A 15,377-nucleotide genomic window follows, 5' to 3' on the forward strand; every position below is an offset into this window, starting at 1 on the left:
CGGGTGCCCGGACGCCGTCGGGTGCCCGGACGCCGTCAGGTGCCCGGGCGACACCGCGTGCTCGTCGGTGCCGGCGTGCTCGTCGCGGTCGTCGGCGTGCTCGGCGTCGCGGCGGTCGGCCGGCAGGTCGTCGGCGGGCTCGGGGGCACGGCGCGTGCCAGCGGCGCTTCGCAGGCGGTGCTCGCGGCGGCCGAGCGAGCCGCGGTCCGCCTCACCGAGCAGCGGGTCACGGCGCAGGCGGCGGGTGACGCCGACGCCCTCGCGCTGGGGACCGAGCCGGGCTCGCCGGCCGCCCTCGCCGACGCGGGCGTGACCCCGTCGCCCGTCGACCTCGCGACGGTCGAGGCTCGTGCGGGGACGGCGCAGTCGTGCGGCGACGGGCTCGTCTGTGTCCCGGTCACGACGACGACGCAGGTCGTGGGTCAGGAGCAGACGACGGTGACGGTCACGCTCGAGCTGCGCCCGGGGACCTGGCGCGTGGTGCGGGTCAGCGGCTGAGCCAGGCCGCCGCATCCTGGATCGTGGGGTGCTGCCAGCTGAACCCCGAGCCGGCCAGTGCCGCGGGAAGCGCGCGCTGCCCGCTGAGCAGGAGATCGTCGGCGGCGTCGCGGAGCACGAGTCGCAGGGCCCAGGCCGGCACCCGCAGCACCGCAGGTCGGTGCAGCGCCCGCGCGAGGGTCGTGATGAGCTCGCGCTGGGAGACCGGGTTCGGCGTGGTCAGGTTGACCGGGCCGGCGACCTCGGCGGTGAGCAGGTGCGCGATGGCCGCCGCGTGGTCCGGGACCGTGATCCAGCTCCAGATGTTGTCGCCGGGCCCGAGCGGCCCGCCGAGGCCGAGCTTGATGGCGGTCAGGATCAGGCCGGACGAGCCGCCCGCGGGGGCGAGCGCGACCGCGCCGGTCCGCAGGTGGGCGACCCGGATCCCGGCGGCCTCGGCCGGGGCGGTGGCTGCCTCCCAGCGGCGCACGAGGTCGGCGAGGAAGCCCCGGCCCGGCGGCGAGGACTCGGTGAGCTCCTCCTGGCCGCGGTCACCGTAGTAGCCGACCGCCGACGCCTGGAGCAGCACCGGAGGCGGCGAGTCCATCGACGCCAGCGTCGTGGCCAGCAGCGCGGTCGGGACGGTGCGCGACGCGACGATGGTCCGGCGGTAGGACTGGGTCCACGGGAAGCGGGCGAGCGTCGCGCCGCCGAGGTTGACCACCGCGTCGACGCCCGCGAGGTCGCCCGAGTCGAGGTGCCCTGCGGACGGGTCCCAGGAGATCTCCCGGCGGGACCGCGCCTGGCGTCTGACCAGGCGCTGCACGGACCAGCCCTGCTCGGTGAGGAGCTGGGTCAGCGCGCTGCCGAGCAGCCCGTGGGAACCCGCGACGACCACCTTCATGCGGTCACGCTACGGCCGAGGGGTCGGGCCCGCGCGGTGGCGGACCCGACCCCTCGGGTGCTCGACGAGGCTGGGATCAGAGTCCGACCTCGGCCTCGAACTCGCCGTCCTCGATGCGCGTCTTGATCGCCTGCAGGTACCGCGCGGCGTCCGCGCCGTCGACCAGCCGGTGGTCGTAGGAGAGCGCCAGGTAGCACATCGAACGGATCGCGACGTACTCGCTGCCGAGCTCGTCGGTCGCCACGACGGGCTTCTTCACGATCGCGCCGGTGCCGAGGATCGCCGAGGTCCCGATCGGGACGATCGGCGTGTCGAACAGCGCGCCGCCCGAGCCGGTGTTGGTCACCGTGAACGTCGCCCCGCTCAGCTCGTCGGGCGTGACCTTGTTCGCACGGGTCCGCTCGGCCAGGTCGGCGATCTTCCGTGCGATGCCGGCGAGGTTGAGGTCGCCCGCGCCGCGGATCACCGGCACGACGAGACCGCGCTCGGTGTCCACCGCGATACCGACGTTCTCCTCGGCGTGGTACGTGATCTGGTCGCCGTCGAGCACCCCGTTGATCTTCGGGTGCGCCTTGAGGGCCTCGGTCGCGGCCAGGACGAAGAACGGCAGGTACGTGAGGTTGACGCCCTCGCGCGCCTTGAAGTCGTTCTTCGCGCGGGCGCGCAGCCGGGCGACCTTCGTGACGTCGACCTCGACGACCGTGGTGAGCTGGGCCATCGACTGCATGGACTCGTGCATCCGCGAGGCGATGATCTGGCGCAGCCGGGACGCCTTCTCGGTGGTGCCGCGCAGCGGGGAGATCGCCTCGGCGGCCTTGGCGGCCTTGCTCGGCGCGGCCGGGGCCGCGGGCGCCGCGGCTGCGGCGGCCCTCGCCCGCTCGGCGGCTGCGGCGGCCTCCAGGACGTCCTCCTTGCGGATCCGCCCACCGACGCCCGAGCCGGTCACGGTGGCGAGGTCGACACCCTTCTCGGCCGCGAGCTTGCGGACCAGCGGCGTGAGGTAGCCGCCGGCCTGGGCCGGCGGTGCCGACTCGGCCGCGGGAGCCGCTGCCGCGGCGGGCGCTGCCGGGGCCGGTGCGGGAGCCGCTGCCGGAGCAGGTGCGGCCGGAGCAGGGGTGGGTGCGGCCGGAGCGGGAGCCGGGGCCGGTGCGGGGGCCGCTGCCGGAGCGGGTGCCGGGGGCGCCGGGGGAGCGGCCGGTGCCGACTCGGCCGCAGGAGCCGGAGCCGCGGCTGCCGGGCCGCCGCCGATCCGGGCGAGCACCGCGCCGACCTCGGCGGTCTCGTCCTCGCCGACCAGGATCTCGCTGAGCGTCCCCGCGAACGGCGAGGGGATCTCGGTGTCGACCTTGTCGGTGGACACCTCGAGCAGCGGCTCGTCGACGGCGACCTCGTCGCCGACGCTCTTGAGCCAGCGGGTCACGGTTCCCTCGGTGACCGACTCGCCGAGCGCGGGCATCGTCACGGCCTCCCCGCCGCCCGCAGCCGTCGCGGGTGCGGCTGCCGGCTCCGCGGCCGGAGCGGCCGGCTCAGGTGCCGGTGCGGGCTCCGCGGGAGCGGGCTCGGGCGCAGGCGCCGCCTCGGCCACCGGCGCGGCAGGCTGCTCGGCCGGCGCAGCGGGGGGCGCCGCGGGTGCGCCCGCCTCGTCGGCACTGCCGATCCGGGCGAGCACGGCACCGACCTCGGCGGTCTCGTCCTCGGCCACGACGATCTCCAGGAGCGTCCCGGCGAACGGCGAGGGGATCTCGGTGTCGACCTTGTCGGTGGACACCTCGAGCAGCGGCTCGTCGACGGCGACCGTGTCACCGACGTTCTTGAGCCAACGCGTGACGGTGCCCTCGGTGACGCTCTCGCCGAGCGCCGGCATCTGGACGGACTCAGACATGACCTGGCGTCTCCTGTCAGTTGTGCGCGTGCAGCGGCTTGCCGGCCAGCGCGAGGAACGCCTCGCCGACCGCTTCGTTCTGGGTGGGGTGGGCGTGCACCAGGGCGGCCACGTCCTCGGGGTAGGCCTCCCAGTTCACGATGAGCTGGCCCTCACCGATCAGCTCACCGACGCGGGCGCCGAGCATGTGCACGCCGACCACGGGGCCGTCCTTGCGGCGCACGAGCTTGACGAAGCCCGTCGTGCCGAGGATCTGGCTCTTGCCGTTGCCGGCGAGGTTGTACTCGTAGGTCTCGACCTGGTCCGCGCCGTAGAGCTCGGCGGCCTTCGCCTCGGTGACCCCGACCGAGGCGATCTCCGGGTCGGAGTACGTGACGCGCGGGATGCCCGACTCGACGATCGGCGCGGGGTTGAGACCGGCGATCTCCTCCGCGAGGAACACGCCCTGCGCGAAGCCGCGGTGGGCGAGCTGCAGGCCGGGCACGATGTCGCCGACCGCGTGGATGTTCGCGACCCCGGTGTGCAGGCGCTCGTCGGTCAGCACGAAGCCCCGGTCCATCGGGACGCCCTGCTCCTCGTAGCCGAGGTTCGCGGTGCGGGGTCCGCGGCCGACCGCGACGAGCATCAGGTCGGCGTCGATCGCGGTGCCGTCCTCGAGGGAGACGTGCACGCCGGCGTCGTCCTGGGTCACGCCCGAGAACCGCACCCCGGTGTGGAACGCGATCCCGCGCTTGCGGAAGGCGCGCTCGAAGGCCTTGCTGATCGCCTCCTCCTCGTTCGGCACGAGGTGGGGCAGCGCCTCGACGATGGTGACCTTGGCACCGAACGAGGTCCAGACGCTGGCGAACTCGCAGCCGATCACGCCGCCCCCGAGGACGATGACCGACTGCGGCACGTAGTCCAGCGACAGCGCGTGCTCGGAGGTGATGACCTTGCCGCCGATCTCCAGACCGGGGAGCGTGCGCGAGTACGAGCCGGTGGCGAGCACCACGTGCCTGCCCGTGTACCGCTCGCCGTTCACCTCGACGGTGTCCGGCGCGACGAGCCGGCCGTGGCCCTCGACGTAGGTGATCCCGTGGGCCTTCACCAGGCCCTGCAGGCCCTTGTAGAGCCGGCCGATCACGGCGTCCTTGTAGCTGTTCACCCCGCCCATGTCGATGCCCTCGAGGGCGGCGCGGACACCGTACTTCTCGGACTCGCGGGTCGAGTCGGCGACCTCGGCGGCGTGCAGCAGCGCCTTGGTCGGGATGCAGCCGACGTGCAGGCAGGTGCCGCCGACCTTCGCCTCCTCGATCAGCACCACGCTCAGTCCGAGCTCGGTCGCGCGCAGGGCGGTGGCGTAGCCTCCGCTCCCTCCGCCCAGGACCACGATGTCGGCGGTGTCAGGCACGGTCAGGCTCCCCTCGGGCACAACGGTGGGTCGGGCGCTGTCGCCATCTTGTCATCACCACGCACCCGGCGGCATCCGAGCCCGCGCTGTACCGACAGCACCGGCAATCATCCTATGTCTTGGCCGTCTCCGCACGCCGGAACGAGGACCGGACCGTAGGCTGGAGTCATGGCTTGGTTCCGCCGGCGCAGCTCCGCGCCCACGACCCGCGACGCGCGCAAGGCGACCCTCGAGCACTTCGCCGAGTTCACCCGGACGCGGGTCGGTGTCGAGGCGTACATCGAGCCCGTGACCAACGTCACGCAGACCACGGTGGTGCTCATCGCGACCACAGGGGAGTGGACCCGCCGCCGGGTTCCCGACGCCGCGACCGCACGGCAGATCGCCACCGAGCTGCGCATCCCGGTGTACGACGTCCAGCTGGTCGGGTACCCGCAGCGGATGCGCGACTGGAACGCCCGCCAGCGTCGGGCGCGCTCGGCCGGCGTCGACTAGGCGGACTCGAGGTAGCGCAGCAGCGTGCGCACGGCGACGCCGGTGCCGCCCTTGGGGGTGTAACCCCACTCGGCACCCTCGTTGAACGCCGGCCCGGCGATGTCCAGGTGCGCCCACGGTGTCTCGCCCACGAACTCCTTGAGGAACACACCGGCGGTCAGCATGCCGCCATTGCGGTCCCCGGCCACGTTCGCCAGGTCGGCCACCTGGGAGGTGAGGCCGGCGCGCAGCTCCTCGGGCAGGGGCATCGGCCACATCAGCTCGCCCGCCTCGCCGGCCGCGGACACGACCGAGTCCCGCACGGCCTCGGTACCCATCACGCCGGACACCCGCGTGCCGAGCGCGACGACCTGGGCACCCGTGAGCGTGGCGACGTCGAGCACGGCGTCGGGCTTCTCCTCGCACGCGGCGACCAGGCCGTCGGCGAGCACCAGGCGCCCCTCGGCGTCCGTGTTCAGCACCTCGACCGTCTTGCCGCCGCGCTGGGTGATGACGTCGGACGGGCGCTGCGCCGTCCCGGACGGCATGTTCTCCGCGAGGCACAGCCAGCCGGTGACCTTGACCGGCAGCTTGAGCGACGCGGCCGCGAGCACGGTGTGCAGCACCGCGGCCGCCCCGGACATGTCGGACTTCATGGTCTCCATGGACTTCGGCGGCTTGAGCGAGAGGCCACCCGAGTCGAACGTGATGCCCTTGCCCACGAGCGCGACCGAGCGCTTCGCCCGCGCGGGTGCCCAGACGACCTTGACCAGCCGCGGGGGACGGGCCGACCCCTGGCCGACGGCGACGAGACCGCCGTAGCCGCCCGCTGCGAGCTCCTTCTCGTCGAGCACGGTCACCTTGACCTTGAGGCCCTTGGCGGCCTGCTTGGCGATGTCGGCGAACGCCGCGGGATACAGGTCCCGCGGCGGCGTGTTGACCAGGTCCCTCGTGCCGTGGACCGCAGCTGCGATCACCTCGGCCCGCGCCACGGCCGCCTTCGAGGCGGCGGAGCGGGCCAGCGAGGTCACGACCTGGATCTCCTCGACGGCGCGCTGGTTCGGCTCGGGCGTGTGGTACCGCGTGTAGCCGTAGGCGCCGAGCGCCGCTCCCTCGGCCACCGCGGCGACGTCGTCGGCGTCCCGCAGCGGCAGGGCGATCGCGACGGTCCGGACGCCGGTGAGCTGGCGGGTGGCCGCACCGGCGGCGCGGCGCAGGCTCTCCGGGTCGGCCGGGTCGGCGACTCCGACCACGGCGACCACGCCGGCGGCGATCGCGCCGCCGGTCGGGATCCGCACCACCTGGTCCGCCTTGCCGGTCACGCCGAGACCCGGTGAGGTGATCGCCCCGGCCAGTGCGGCGGGCACCGCGTCGCCGAGCAGGCGGACGCCCCCGGCGTCGGCGGTCACCCCCACGACGAGCGCGTCGACGGACAGGTTGGCGGGCGAGGCGGAGGTCAGTGTGATCACGCGACGATGCTAGGCGAGAACGGCGCCGGGGTGTCCGCGTGGCCCGGACGGCGACTGCCTTCTAGGGTCGGGGGCGTGTGGATCCCCCTGGCCGTCCTGGTGGCCGCTCTCGCGTTCGTGCTGGGTGGCTGGGCCGGTCTGCGGACGGTGCGGAACCAGCCGGTGATCTGGCGGCAGATGCTCGCCGGGGGCGGGGTCGAGGTCGTGCTGCTGGTCCAGGCGGTCAGCTGCGTCGTGGTCGCCCTCGCGGGCCCCGGCCCGGCCGACCCGCCGACCTTCTGGGGCTACCTGATCACGACGCTGCTCGTGCTGCCGGTCGCGGGCGCCTGGGCGTTCGCCGAGCGCACCCGGTGGAGCTCGGTGGTGCTGCTGGTGGCCTCGGTGACCGTGGCGTTCCTGCAGCTCCGGATGGTGCAGGTGTGGTTCGGATGACCTCCTCCGACGACGAGAGCCGGGTGGTGGCGGGCCCGTCGAGCGCCTCGACGACGTCCTCCGGGCCGGGCCGCGCCCTCGTGCTCGTCTACGGCATCCTCGCGGTGGCGGCCACCGCGCGATCCGGCGTCCAGCTGGCCACGAAGTACGACGAGGCACCGCTGGCCTACCTGCTGTCCGCCGTCGCGGCGGTGGTGTACGTCGTCGCGACGATCGCGTTGGCCAAGGGGCGTGGCGTGTGGCGCCGGGTCGCCTGGGTCGCGGTGAGCGTCGAGCTCGTCGGCGTGCTCACGGTCGGGACGCTGTCGCTGGTGCGCTCGGACCTCTTCGCCGACGCCACGGTGTGGTCGGACTACGGCCAGGGCTACGGCTACGTGCCGCTCGTGCTCCCGGTGCTGGGCCTGTGGTGGCTCCGACGGACCGGTCGGACGTCCTCGGGTCAGGACGCCGTGCCCCGGTAGGTTGCCCAGCGTGTACGCGTTGCTCTTCCGAGTCGTCTTCCGCCGGATGGACCCCGAGGCCGCCCACCACTGGGCGTTCGCGCTGATCCGGTTCGCCGCGCGCGTGCCGGTGCTCTCCGGACTGCTCCGCCGGTACTGCGCCCCGGCCGGGCCGCCGGTGCACGTGCTCGGTCGCGCCGTGCCGGGCCGGCTCGGGCTGGCCGCGGGCTTCGACAAGGACGCCACGGGTGTGGTCGGCATGACGATGCTCGGCTTCGCCTTCGTCGAGGTGGGAACCATCACACCGGTCGCCCAGCCGGGCAACGAACCGCCCCGGCTGTGGCGCGTGCTCGAGCAGCGTGCCCTGCGCAACCGGATGGGCTTCAACAACCAGGGCGCGGCCGCCGCGGCGGCGCGGTTGCGCCGGCTCCGATCGACTCCCCGCGGTCGCGAGCTCGTGGTCGGCGTGAACATCGGCAAGAACAAGGTGACGCCCGCCGAGCGCGCGGCGGACGACTACGCCGCCTGCGCGAAGCTGCTCGCGCCGTGGGCCGACTTCCTGGTCGTCAACGTGTCGTCGCCGAACACACCCGGTCTGCGCGACCTGCAGTCCGTGGACTCGCTGCGGCCCCTGCTCGTCGCCGCGCGGTCGGCCGCGGACAGCGTGACCGATCCGGGCAGCGTGCCGCTGCTCGTGAAGATCGCGCCCGACCTGGCGGACGACGACGTGCTCGCGGTGGCCGACCTGGTGACCGAGCTCGACCTCAGCGGTGTGGTCGCGGTCAACACCACGATCGCCCACGACCTGGGTGAGGGCGGGCTGTCCGGGCCGCCGCTGCTCGACCGGGGCGTGCAGGTGGTGCGCCTGCTGCGCGAGCGCCTCGGCACGGGGCGGACGATCATCGGGGTGGGCGGCGTGACCACGGGCGCGGACGCCCGGGCGTACGTCGACGCAGGCGCGGACCTCGTCGAGGGCTACACCGGTCTGATCTACGAGGGACCGTTCTGGGCGGCCCGCGTGCACCGCGGGCTCGCGGAAGGAGCCTGATGCCGACCACCGAGCGCGCCCAGTGGCGCTGGAGCTTCCGCAACCGGTCCGACGAGTCGCTCGACCGCCCTGTGAGCCCGGTCTTCACCAGCCGCTTCGACGCCGAGTCCTGGCTCGGCGAGCACTGGCGCGGGCTCGTGTCGGACCACGTCGCGCGCGCCCAGCTCCTGGAAGGGGAGACGAAGGTCGGCAGCCCGGTGGAGCTCCGGGCCGCCTGACGCGCAGTCGGCGCCGCGCCTAGATCGGGACCGCCGCGCTCACCGGCGCCGCCGTGTCCGGGGCCAGGACGGACCACGCGTCGGCGAGGCGGCTCGCGGCCAGGCGCAGCCGCTCGGGGCTCGCGGCGAAGGGGAGACGGACCCGGTTCTCGAACGAGCCGTCCACGCCGAACGCGGTGCCCGGTGCCACTCGCACGCCGTGCCGGGGCGCGACGGCGGCGAGCGCCGAGGACAGCGGTGCGCCGAGATCGGCCCAGACCGACAGCCCGCCGGCCGGACTCGTGATCGTCCAGGGCACGGCATCGCGCAGCGCGTCCACCAGGGCGTCGCGTCGGGCCCGGAGCCCGGCGCGGCGTTCGGCCAGCACGGCGTCCTCCTCGCGGAGCAGCTCGACCGTGATGAGCTGTTCGAGGACCGCGGTCGACAGGTCGTGGTGGACGCGCTCGCGCCCCAGACGCAGCACGAGGTCGCGCGGCGCGCGCACCCAGCCGATCCGGAGCCCGCCCCAGAACGACTTGGACGCCGAGCCGATCGCGACCAGGTTGTCGTCCGGTGCGGACCCGAGGAACGGCGACGGCGGCTCGCCGTCGAGGGTGAGGTCGGTGAGCGTCTCGTCCCCGACGACGGGGGTACGGAAGCGGGTCGCGAGCCCGCGCAGCCGGACGCGACCGTCCGCGTCCAGGCTCGTGCCGGTCGGGTTGTGGTGGTCGGGCGTCAGGTGCACGAGCCGCGGCGCGGCCTGGCGGAGAGTGGCCTCGAGCATGTCGAGGTCATGGCCGTTCGCACCGACCGGGACACCGACCGGGCGCGCGCCGGTCGACCTGATCGCGGCGATGGCGTGCGGGTACCCGGGGTTCTCCACGGCGACGCGGTCGCCGATGCCGGCGAAGAGGCGGAGCAGGAGCTGGGTGGCGTGCTGGGCCCCGGTGGTCACGAGGATCTGGTCCGGCCGGGTGGGCACGCCGCGCCGGGTGTACCGCGCGGCCAGCGCCGATCGCAGCTCGGGCAGCCCCAGGTAGGCGTAGCCGCCACCGGCGGCGTAGGCGGGCAGCTGCTCGACGGCCCGCCGGGCCGCGTCGACGAGCGCCGAGGGCGCCGGCGGGGTGGCGATCGTCAGGTCGATCGTGCCGTCATCCCCGGTGTCGGGCACCAGCAGCGCGCCGCCGCGGGGGGAGTCGGCCGGCAGCGTCGTCACGCTGCCCGAGCCGCGGCGCGTGCGGAGCACGCCGAGCGACCGCAGCCGGTCGTACGCGGCGGCCGTGGTCGTCCGGGACATGCCGAGAGCGAGGGCGAGGTCCCGTTCGCTCGGTAGCCGCGTGCCGAGCGGCAGGGCGCCGTCCAGCACGGCCCGGTGCACGGCGTCGGAGAGCGCCTGGTAGGCGGGCGCACCCGGCGGCAGGGGTCCGAGCAGGCGGGTGAGGGCGGTCGAGGTGATCTGGCGGTCGGGCATCACGGGGCCACTATCTCGGAAGTGGCTATGTCTGGCAATGCCACTGGGCTCGCATGATGGCGCCATGGTGATGCAAGTGGCTCTGGAGCTAGCTCTGGTGGCTGTCCTCGTCCTGGGCTGTGCGGTGGCGCTGATGCGCGTCGTCGCCCAGGACGGTCGCGGTCACCGTCTGCCGCCGCGCAGCCACCGCCGCTGGGACGAGGGCACGACCGTGGCGGGGCCCCGGTGAGCCGGGCGGCGCGCAGGGGAGCGCAGCTCGCTGCCGGGCTCGTGCTCTACGCGGTGTCGATGGCGCTCGTGCTCCGAGCCGGTCTCGGCAGCATGCCCTGGGACGTGCTGACCCAGGGGCTGGTCCGGCACGTGCCGCTCAGCTTCGGCACGATCACCGCACTGACCGGTGTGCTCGTCCTGCTCTGCTGGATCCCGCTACGCCAGCGGCCCGGCGTCGGCACGGTGGCGAACGTCGTGGTGATCAGCGCCGCGATCGACCCGGCGATCGCGCTCCTCGCCCTGCTGCCCGACCCGCTGCCCTGGTCGGTTCGCGGAGTGCTGCTGCTGGCCGGCGTGGGGCTCAACGCGCTCGCGACGTCGCTGTACGTCGGCGCAGGCCTCGGCCCGGGGCCGCGCGACGGCTTGATGACCGGGCTGGTGGCCCGGACCGGCTGGTCGATCCGCCTGGTGCGCACCGGGATCGAGGTGACGGTGGTCGCCGCCGGGTGGCTGCTCGGCGGCCAGGTGGGGCCGGGAACCGTGCTCTACGCGCTGGCCGTCGGCCCGCTCGTGCACCTGTGGCTGCCGCGCCTGGCGGTGCCGGCGATCAGGACGGGAACTCGCCCCGGCCGACCTGCGGCTTCGGAAGGCGCAGCCGACGCAGCTGGAGCGCACGCGACACCGCGTACATCCGGATCCCTCGCGGAACCCGGTCCGGGCCGAACTTCGCCGTGACCCCGGCGAGCACCTTGCGGGCGAGGATGAACGCGTCGACGATCCCGGCCAGCAGGCCGAGGTAGGCGATGCCCACGATGCCGAGGTACACCGCGGCGTTCCGCTGCGCGAACGGCATCGCGAGCAGCGCCAGGAACGCGAACGGCAGGAAGTACTCGCCGATGTTCCGGCGGGCGTCGACGAAGTCGCGCACCCAGCGCCGCTCGGGGCCGCGGTCGCGCGGGGGCATGTGGCGCTCGTCGCCGGTCTGCAGGGCGCGGTACTCACGATCCCGCGCTGCCTTGCTCTCGGCGCGCTCCTTCTGCCGGGCGAGCTTGCGGTCGGTCGGGACCAGTGGTCGCTTGCGAGCGGCCTCCTGCTCCTTGCGGCTCGGCGTGGGGCGACCCTTGCCGGTCTGCGGCTCGTCCTGGTCTGCGGGCGTCGTGTCGGGCACCGACCCAGGGTAGACGAGGTGGAGGGCGACTCTGACGCCCGGTCGTCCCAGGCGGTGCCCCGGCGGCGCTGCGGCCGGGCGGTAGCGTGGCGGCCGTGCCGACCCCACCCGCTCCCGCCCTGTCCGTCGACGTCCTGCGAGCCCGTGTCGCCGCGGGGTTCACCCGCGTCCGCGCCGATCTCGAGCAGCTCGTACGCATCCCGAGCGTGTCCAGCGCGACGTTCGACCAGGAGCAGGTGGCCCGCAGCGCCGAGCTGGTGGCGACGATGCTCGGCGAGCTCGGCCTCGACGCGCAGGTGCTGACCGTCACCACCACGGACGGTCTCGTCGGCCGCCCCGCCGTCGTCGGCACGCGGCCCGCGCCGGACGGAGCGCCGACGGTGCTCCTGTACGCCCACCACGACGTGCAGCCGCCCGGCCCGCGCGAGAGCTGGGACACCGAGCCGTTCGAGCCGACCGAGCGTGACGGCCGGCTGTACGGCCGGGGCGCCGCCGACGACAAGGCCGGCATCGCCGCACACCTCGGGGCGCTGCGAGCCCTCGGCGACGACCTCCCGGTCGGCGTGACGGTGTTCGTCGAGGGCGAGGAGGAGGTCGGCAGCCCGACGTTCGTCGAGTTCCTGCGCACCCACCGCGACCTGCTCGAGGCGGACGCCATCGTGGTGGCGGACTCGGTCAACTGGAAGGTCGGCGTCCCCGCCCTGACCGTCGGGCTCCGCGGCCTCGTGGACTGCACCGTGGAGGTCGCGGTGCTCGAGCACGCCGTGCACTCCGGCATGTACGGCGGCGCCGTGCTCGACGCCCCGACCCTCCTGGCCCGCCTGATCGCGACCCTGCACGACGAGCACGGGTCGGTGGCGGTCGCCGGGCTGCACCACGCACCCGACCCGACCGTCGACTACGACGAGGCCGACCTGCGCACGGACACCTCCGTGCTCCCCGGCGTGCAGCTCGCCGGCACCGGCCCGCTCACCGCGAGGCTGTGGACCCGGCCGGCGATCTCGGTGATCGGCATGGACGTGACGTCGGTGGCGGAGTCCTCGAACACGATCGCGGCGTCGGCGCGCGCGAAGCTCTCGATGCGGATCGCGCCGGGGGAGGACCCCCGCACGGCCGCGGCCGCGCTGCGCTCGCACCTGGAGGCGCACGCCCCGTTCGGCGCCCGGGTCACCGTGACCGACGGTGAGCTCGGCAAGCCCTTCGCGGCAGCCGGCGACACCCCGGCCATGCGGGTCGCGCGGGCGGCGTTCGCCGACGCGTGGGGCACGCCTCCGGTGGACATCGGTGTCGGCGGGTCGATCCCCTTCATCGCCGACCTGCTGGAGGTGTTCCCGGACGCGGCGATCCTGGTGACCGGCGTCGAGGACCCGGACTCCCGGGCGCACAGCGAGAACGAGTCGGTGCACCTCGGCGAGCTCGAGCGGGTCGTGCTCGCGGAGGCCCTGCTGCTCGCGCGCCTCGGGACGCCCTGACCGGCGCGGCACGGAGGCGCGCGACCGGCGACGATGAGCCGGTGCTGTCGATCCTTCGCGTTCCCGTTCGTACAAGGGGTGGGACCGGCACGGTGCAGGTCCGTCACGTGAGGAGTCGCCATGACCCACTACCTGCTTGCGATGTACCAGCCGCAGGACGGCATCCCTGAGCCCGAGGTGCTCGACGGCGTGATGCGCCGGCTCGCCGAGGTGACCGACGAGATGCGGGCCGCCGACGCCTTCGTGCTCAGCGCCGGGCTGCACCCGGCGTCGACCGCGACGGTCGTCCGCTCCGACGCACCGCTCGGTGTGGCCCCCGTGGAGTTCCTGATGAGCGACGGCCCGTTCGCCGAGGTGAAGGAGCAGCTCGGCGGCTTCTGGCTGATCGACGCCCCGGACCTCGACGCAGCTCTGGGATGGGCCCGCCGGATCGTCGCGATCACGAGCCTGCCGATCGAGGTCCGTCCGGCGGCCGGTCTGGTGACCTGAGTGCTCGACCCCCGCGACGAGGTGGCCGTGGTGTTCCGGGAGCACCACGGCCGGGTCGTGGCCGTCCTCGCTCGGGTTCTCGGCGACCTGGGGCTCGCCGAGGAGGCCGTGCAGGACGCGTACCTTGCCGCGCTGCGGACCTGGCCCGAGCGCGGCGTGCCGCCGAGCCCGGCGGGCTGGATCCTCACCACGGCGCGGCGCGGGGCCGTGGACCGATGGCGACGCGAGCGCCGGGGCCGTGACAAGCAGGACGAGGCGGCGCGGCTCCGCGGACCGGCGCTCGGGTCCGATCCGGTCGAGGACCTCCTCGACGCGCCCGACATCGCCGACGACCAGCTGCGCCTGTTGTTCACCTGCTGCCACCCCGCGCTGTCCCTGCCGGCGCGCGTCGCGCTCACGTTGCGCCTCATCGGCGGCCTGACCACGACGGAGATCGCACGCGCGCTGCTGGTCACCGAACCGACCATGGCGGCCCGGCTGACCCGGGCGAAGGCGAAGATCCGGGACGCGGGGATCGCCTACCGGGTGCCGACCGCGGACGAGCTTCCCGAGCGGCTGCCCGCGGTGCTCGCGGTGGTCTACCTGATCTTCACCGAGGGCCACCGCAGCACGGCGGGGGCGGACCTCGTGCGGGCCGACCTGTGCACGGAGGCGATCCGGCTCTCGCGTCACCTCGTCGGCCTGCTGCCCGACGAGCCCGAGGTGCGCGGTCTGCTGGCGCTCGAGCTCCTCACCGAGGCGCGACGTCCGGCGCGCACGGAGCCCGACGGGCGCCCGGTGGCGCTGCCCGAGCAGGACCGGCGGCTGTGGGACCGCAACCTGCTCGCCGAGGGGCGCGCCACGCTGGACGAGGCCAGGAGATCGGGCGTCGCAGGCCCGTACCGGCTGCAGGCCGAGATCGCGGCGGTGCACGCGGACGCCCCCACCGCCCCGGAGACCGACTGGCCACGGATCGTCGCCCTGTACGACGCGCTGCTCGCGCTCACGCCGTCGCCGGTGGTGCGGCTCAACCGGGCCGTGGCGGTCGCGGAGGCGCGCGGCCCGGAGCAGGGCCTCGCCGCCCTCGAGGGTGTCGAGCTGGCGGGCTACCGGCCGTGGCACGTGGCTCGCGCGGAGCTGCTGCACCGGGCCGGCCGGACGAGCGAGGCGATCGAGGAGTTCCGGCTCGCGCTCGACTGCGCGGGCAGCGAGCCGGAGTCCGCGATGCTGCGCGAGACCCTGGCGCGGGTCGTGGGCTGACGGGACCTGAGCGGTCAGACCGAGCGGTGCGCGACGTCGACCGACCGCGCCCACGCGGCGACCTCGTCGGGCAGCACCGGAGACGCGGCGTCGGGGTCGATGGCGCGCGAGACCTCGGGCGCCGGGATCCGTTCGCCGGACCGTGCCAGGAACCGGCCGGCCACCCAGCCTCGGGCGACATGGTCGCCGCCCCTGGCGAAGAGCTGCTCGATGTACACGACCCGTTCGTCCCAGCCGAGCACCCGGGTGGTGATCTCGAACCGCTCGCCGAGGGTGAGGGACCTCCGGTAGGTCATCGTGGATGCGGCGACCACGGGGTACCAGCCCCGTTCGCCGAGCGGGCCGAACGCCCCGAGGTCCGCCAGGTAGTTCGTCCGCGCGACGTCCATCATCTGCAGGTACGCGCCGTTGTTGACGTGCAGGTAGATGTCCAGGTCGGTCGGCACGACCCGCATCCGGGTCACCGAGGCGTCGAGCAGGTGCATGCCGGGCACGGCGCGCCGCGGGCGGCGGTAGGCCAGGGCGAGGTGAAGGGTGCGAGCCACCGGGGCAGGCTACCGATGCCGTCGCGCCCGCCGCGCGGCCGGCGTGCCACGACTGCCCCGCGCCCCTCAC

General features: G+C 74.4%; 17 protein-coding genes and 1 pseudogene. 11 read left to right on the plus strand and 7 right to left on the minus strand.

The annotated features are described in order from the left end of the window. A partial coding sequence (locus OEB99_RS19100) for a hypothetical protein (protein WP_263578899.1) occupies positions 1-498 on the plus strand: 498 nt, incomplete at its 5' end. On the opposite strand, the gene OEB99_RS19105 is transcribed toward OEB99_RS19100, so the two are convergent. The 3 genes from OEB99_RS19105 to lpdA all read right to left on the minus strand — a co-directional run bounded on the left by OEB99_RS19105 (position 488) and on the right by lpdA (position 4,653). Continuing rightward, positions 488-1,381 carry a TIGR01777 family oxidoreductase gene (locus tag OEB99_RS19105; protein WP_263578900.1) on the minus strand — a complete coding sequence of 298 codons (894 nt, stop codon included), beginning with the start codon at positions 1,379-1,381 and terminating at the stop codon, positions 488-490. The genes OEB99_RS19100 and OEB99_RS19105 overlap by 11 nt on opposite strands. A 76-nt stretch (positions 1,382-1,457) precedes the next feature. Continuing rightward, positions 1,458-3,263 carry a 2-oxoglutarate dehydrogenase, E2 component, dihydrolipoamide succinyltransferase gene (gene sucB, locus OEB99_RS19110; RefSeq protein WP_263578901.1) on the minus strand — a complete coding sequence of 602 codons (1,806 nt, stop codon included), beginning with the start codon at positions 3,261-3,263 and terminating at the stop codon, positions 1,458-1,460. A gap of 16 nt (positions 3,264-3,279) precedes the next feature. Beyond that, positions 3,280-4,653 carry a dihydrolipoyl dehydrogenase gene (lpdA, locus tag OEB99_RS19115; RefSeq protein ID WP_263578902.1) on the minus strand — a complete coding sequence of 458 codons (1,374 nt, stop codon included), beginning with the start codon at positions 4,651-4,653 and terminating at the stop codon, positions 3,280-3,282. Between the two features lie 168 nt (positions 4,654-4,821). Between lpdA and OEB99_RS19120 the strand changes: the two genes are divergently transcribed. Next, positions 4,822-5,148, plus strand: coding sequence for an oxidoreductase (locus OEB99_RS19120; RefSeq protein ID WP_263578903.1), 327 nt, complete (start codon positions 4,822-4,824; stop codon positions 5,146-5,148). On the opposite strand, the gene OEB99_RS19125 is transcribed toward OEB99_RS19120, so the two are convergent. Then, positions 5,145-6,596, minus strand: coding sequence for a leucyl aminopeptidase (locus OEB99_RS19125; RefSeq protein WP_263578904.1), 1,452 nt, complete (start codon positions 6,594-6,596; stop codon positions 5,145-5,147). The genes OEB99_RS19120 and OEB99_RS19125 overlap by 4 nt on opposite strands. Positions 6,597-6,671: 75 nt before the next feature. Between OEB99_RS19125 and OEB99_RS19130 the strand changes: the two genes are divergently transcribed. Genes OEB99_RS19130 through OEB99_RS19145 form a run of 4 tightly spaced genes read left to right on the plus strand, consistent with a single transcriptional unit; the run spans position 6,672 to position 8,734 of the window. Then, positions 6,672-7,028: a hypothetical protein gene (locus OEB99_RS19130; protein WP_263578905.1), complete on the plus strand. Its 357-nt coding sequence runs from the start codon at positions 6,672-6,674 to the stop codon at positions 7,026-7,028. Next, positions 7,025-7,489, plus strand: a complete 465-nt coding sequence (locus OEB99_RS19135; protein WP_263578906.1) for a hypothetical protein — start codon at positions 7,025-7,027, stop codon at positions 7,487-7,489. Before OEB99_RS19130 ends, OEB99_RS19135 begins: the two co-directional genes overlap by 4 nt. A gap of 10 nt (positions 7,490-7,499) precedes the next feature. Then, positions 7,500-8,516, plus strand: coding sequence for a quinone-dependent dihydroorotate dehydrogenase (locus OEB99_RS19140; RefSeq protein WP_263578907.1), 1,017 nt, complete (start codon positions 7,500-7,502; stop codon positions 8,514-8,516). Continuing rightward, positions 8,516-8,734, plus strand: coding sequence for a hypothetical protein (locus OEB99_RS19145; RefSeq protein ID WP_263578908.1), 219 nt, complete (start codon positions 8,516-8,518; stop codon positions 8,732-8,734). The genes OEB99_RS19140 and OEB99_RS19145 overlap by 1 nt, the downstream gene beginning before the upstream one ends. 19 nt (positions 8,735-8,753) lie before the next feature. Here OEB99_RS19145 and yczR read toward each other — a convergent pair whose 3' ends face one another. After that, the gene (yczR, locus tag OEB99_RS19150; protein ID WP_263578957.1) at positions 8,754-10,184 is read right to left on the minus strand and encodes a MocR-like transcription factor YczR; all 1,431 of its coding nucleotides are present in this window, start codon (positions 10,182-10,184) and stop codon (positions 8,754-8,756) included. A gap of 64 nt (positions 10,185-10,248) precedes the next feature. Between yczR and OEB99_RS19155 the strand changes: the two genes are divergently transcribed. Both OEB99_RS19155 and yczE read left to right on the plus strand, forming a co-directional pair. Then, entirely contained in the window at positions 10,249-10,413 is a 165-nt protein-coding gene (locus OEB99_RS19155) for a hypothetical protein (protein WP_263578909.1), read from the plus strand. Beyond that, positions 10,410-11,129 (plus strand): membrane protein YczE, encoded by a 720-nt coding sequence (gene yczE / locus OEB99_RS19160; protein ID WP_411910712.1) that lies wholly within the window; start codon positions 10,410-10,412, stop codon positions 11,127-11,129. Before OEB99_RS19155 ends, yczE begins: the two co-directional genes overlap by 4 nt. On the opposite strand, the pseudogene OEB99_RS19165 reads toward yczE, so the two are convergent. After that, a pseudogene (locus OEB99_RS19165) lies at positions 11,074-11,670 on the minus strand (DUF3043 domain-containing protein); the annotation flags it as partial. The gene yczE and the pseudogene OEB99_RS19165 overlap by 56 nt on opposite strands. Between OEB99_RS19165 and OEB99_RS19170 the strand changes: the two are divergent. The 3 genes from OEB99_RS19170 (at position 11,658) to OEB99_RS19180 (ending at position 14,762) form a co-directional block, all read left to right on the plus strand. Continuing rightward, the gene (locus OEB99_RS19170; RefSeq protein ID WP_263578910.1) at positions 11,658-13,034 is read left to right on the plus strand and encodes a dipeptidase; all 1,377 of its coding nucleotides are present in this window, start codon (positions 11,658-11,660) and stop codon (positions 13,032-13,034) included. The pseudogene OEB99_RS19165 and the gene OEB99_RS19170 overlap by 13 nt on opposite strands. A gap of 120 nt (positions 13,035-13,154) precedes the next feature. Beyond that, complete coding sequence (locus OEB99_RS19175; protein ID WP_263578911.1) at positions 13,155-13,523, plus strand: YciI family protein; 369 nt, start codon at positions 13,155-13,157, stop codon at positions 13,521-13,523. Further along, positions 13,524-14,762: an RNA polymerase sigma factor gene (locus OEB99_RS19180; protein ID WP_263578912.1), complete on the plus strand. Its 1,239-nt coding sequence runs from the start codon at positions 13,524-13,526 to the stop codon at positions 14,760-14,762. A gap of 14 nt (positions 14,763-14,776) precedes the next feature. On the opposite strand, the gene OEB99_RS19185 is transcribed toward OEB99_RS19180, so the two are convergent. Further along, positions 14,777-15,307: an acyl-CoA thioesterase gene (locus OEB99_RS19185; protein ID WP_263578913.1), complete on the minus strand. Its 531-nt coding sequence runs from the start codon at positions 15,305-15,307 to the stop codon at positions 14,777-14,779. Positions 15,308-15,377 lie beyond the last annotated feature (70 nt).

The organism is Actinotalea endophytica, assembly GCF_025717005.1.
Classification (GTDB): Bacteria; Actinomycetota; Actinomycetes; order Actinomycetales; family Cellulomonadaceae; genus Actinotalea.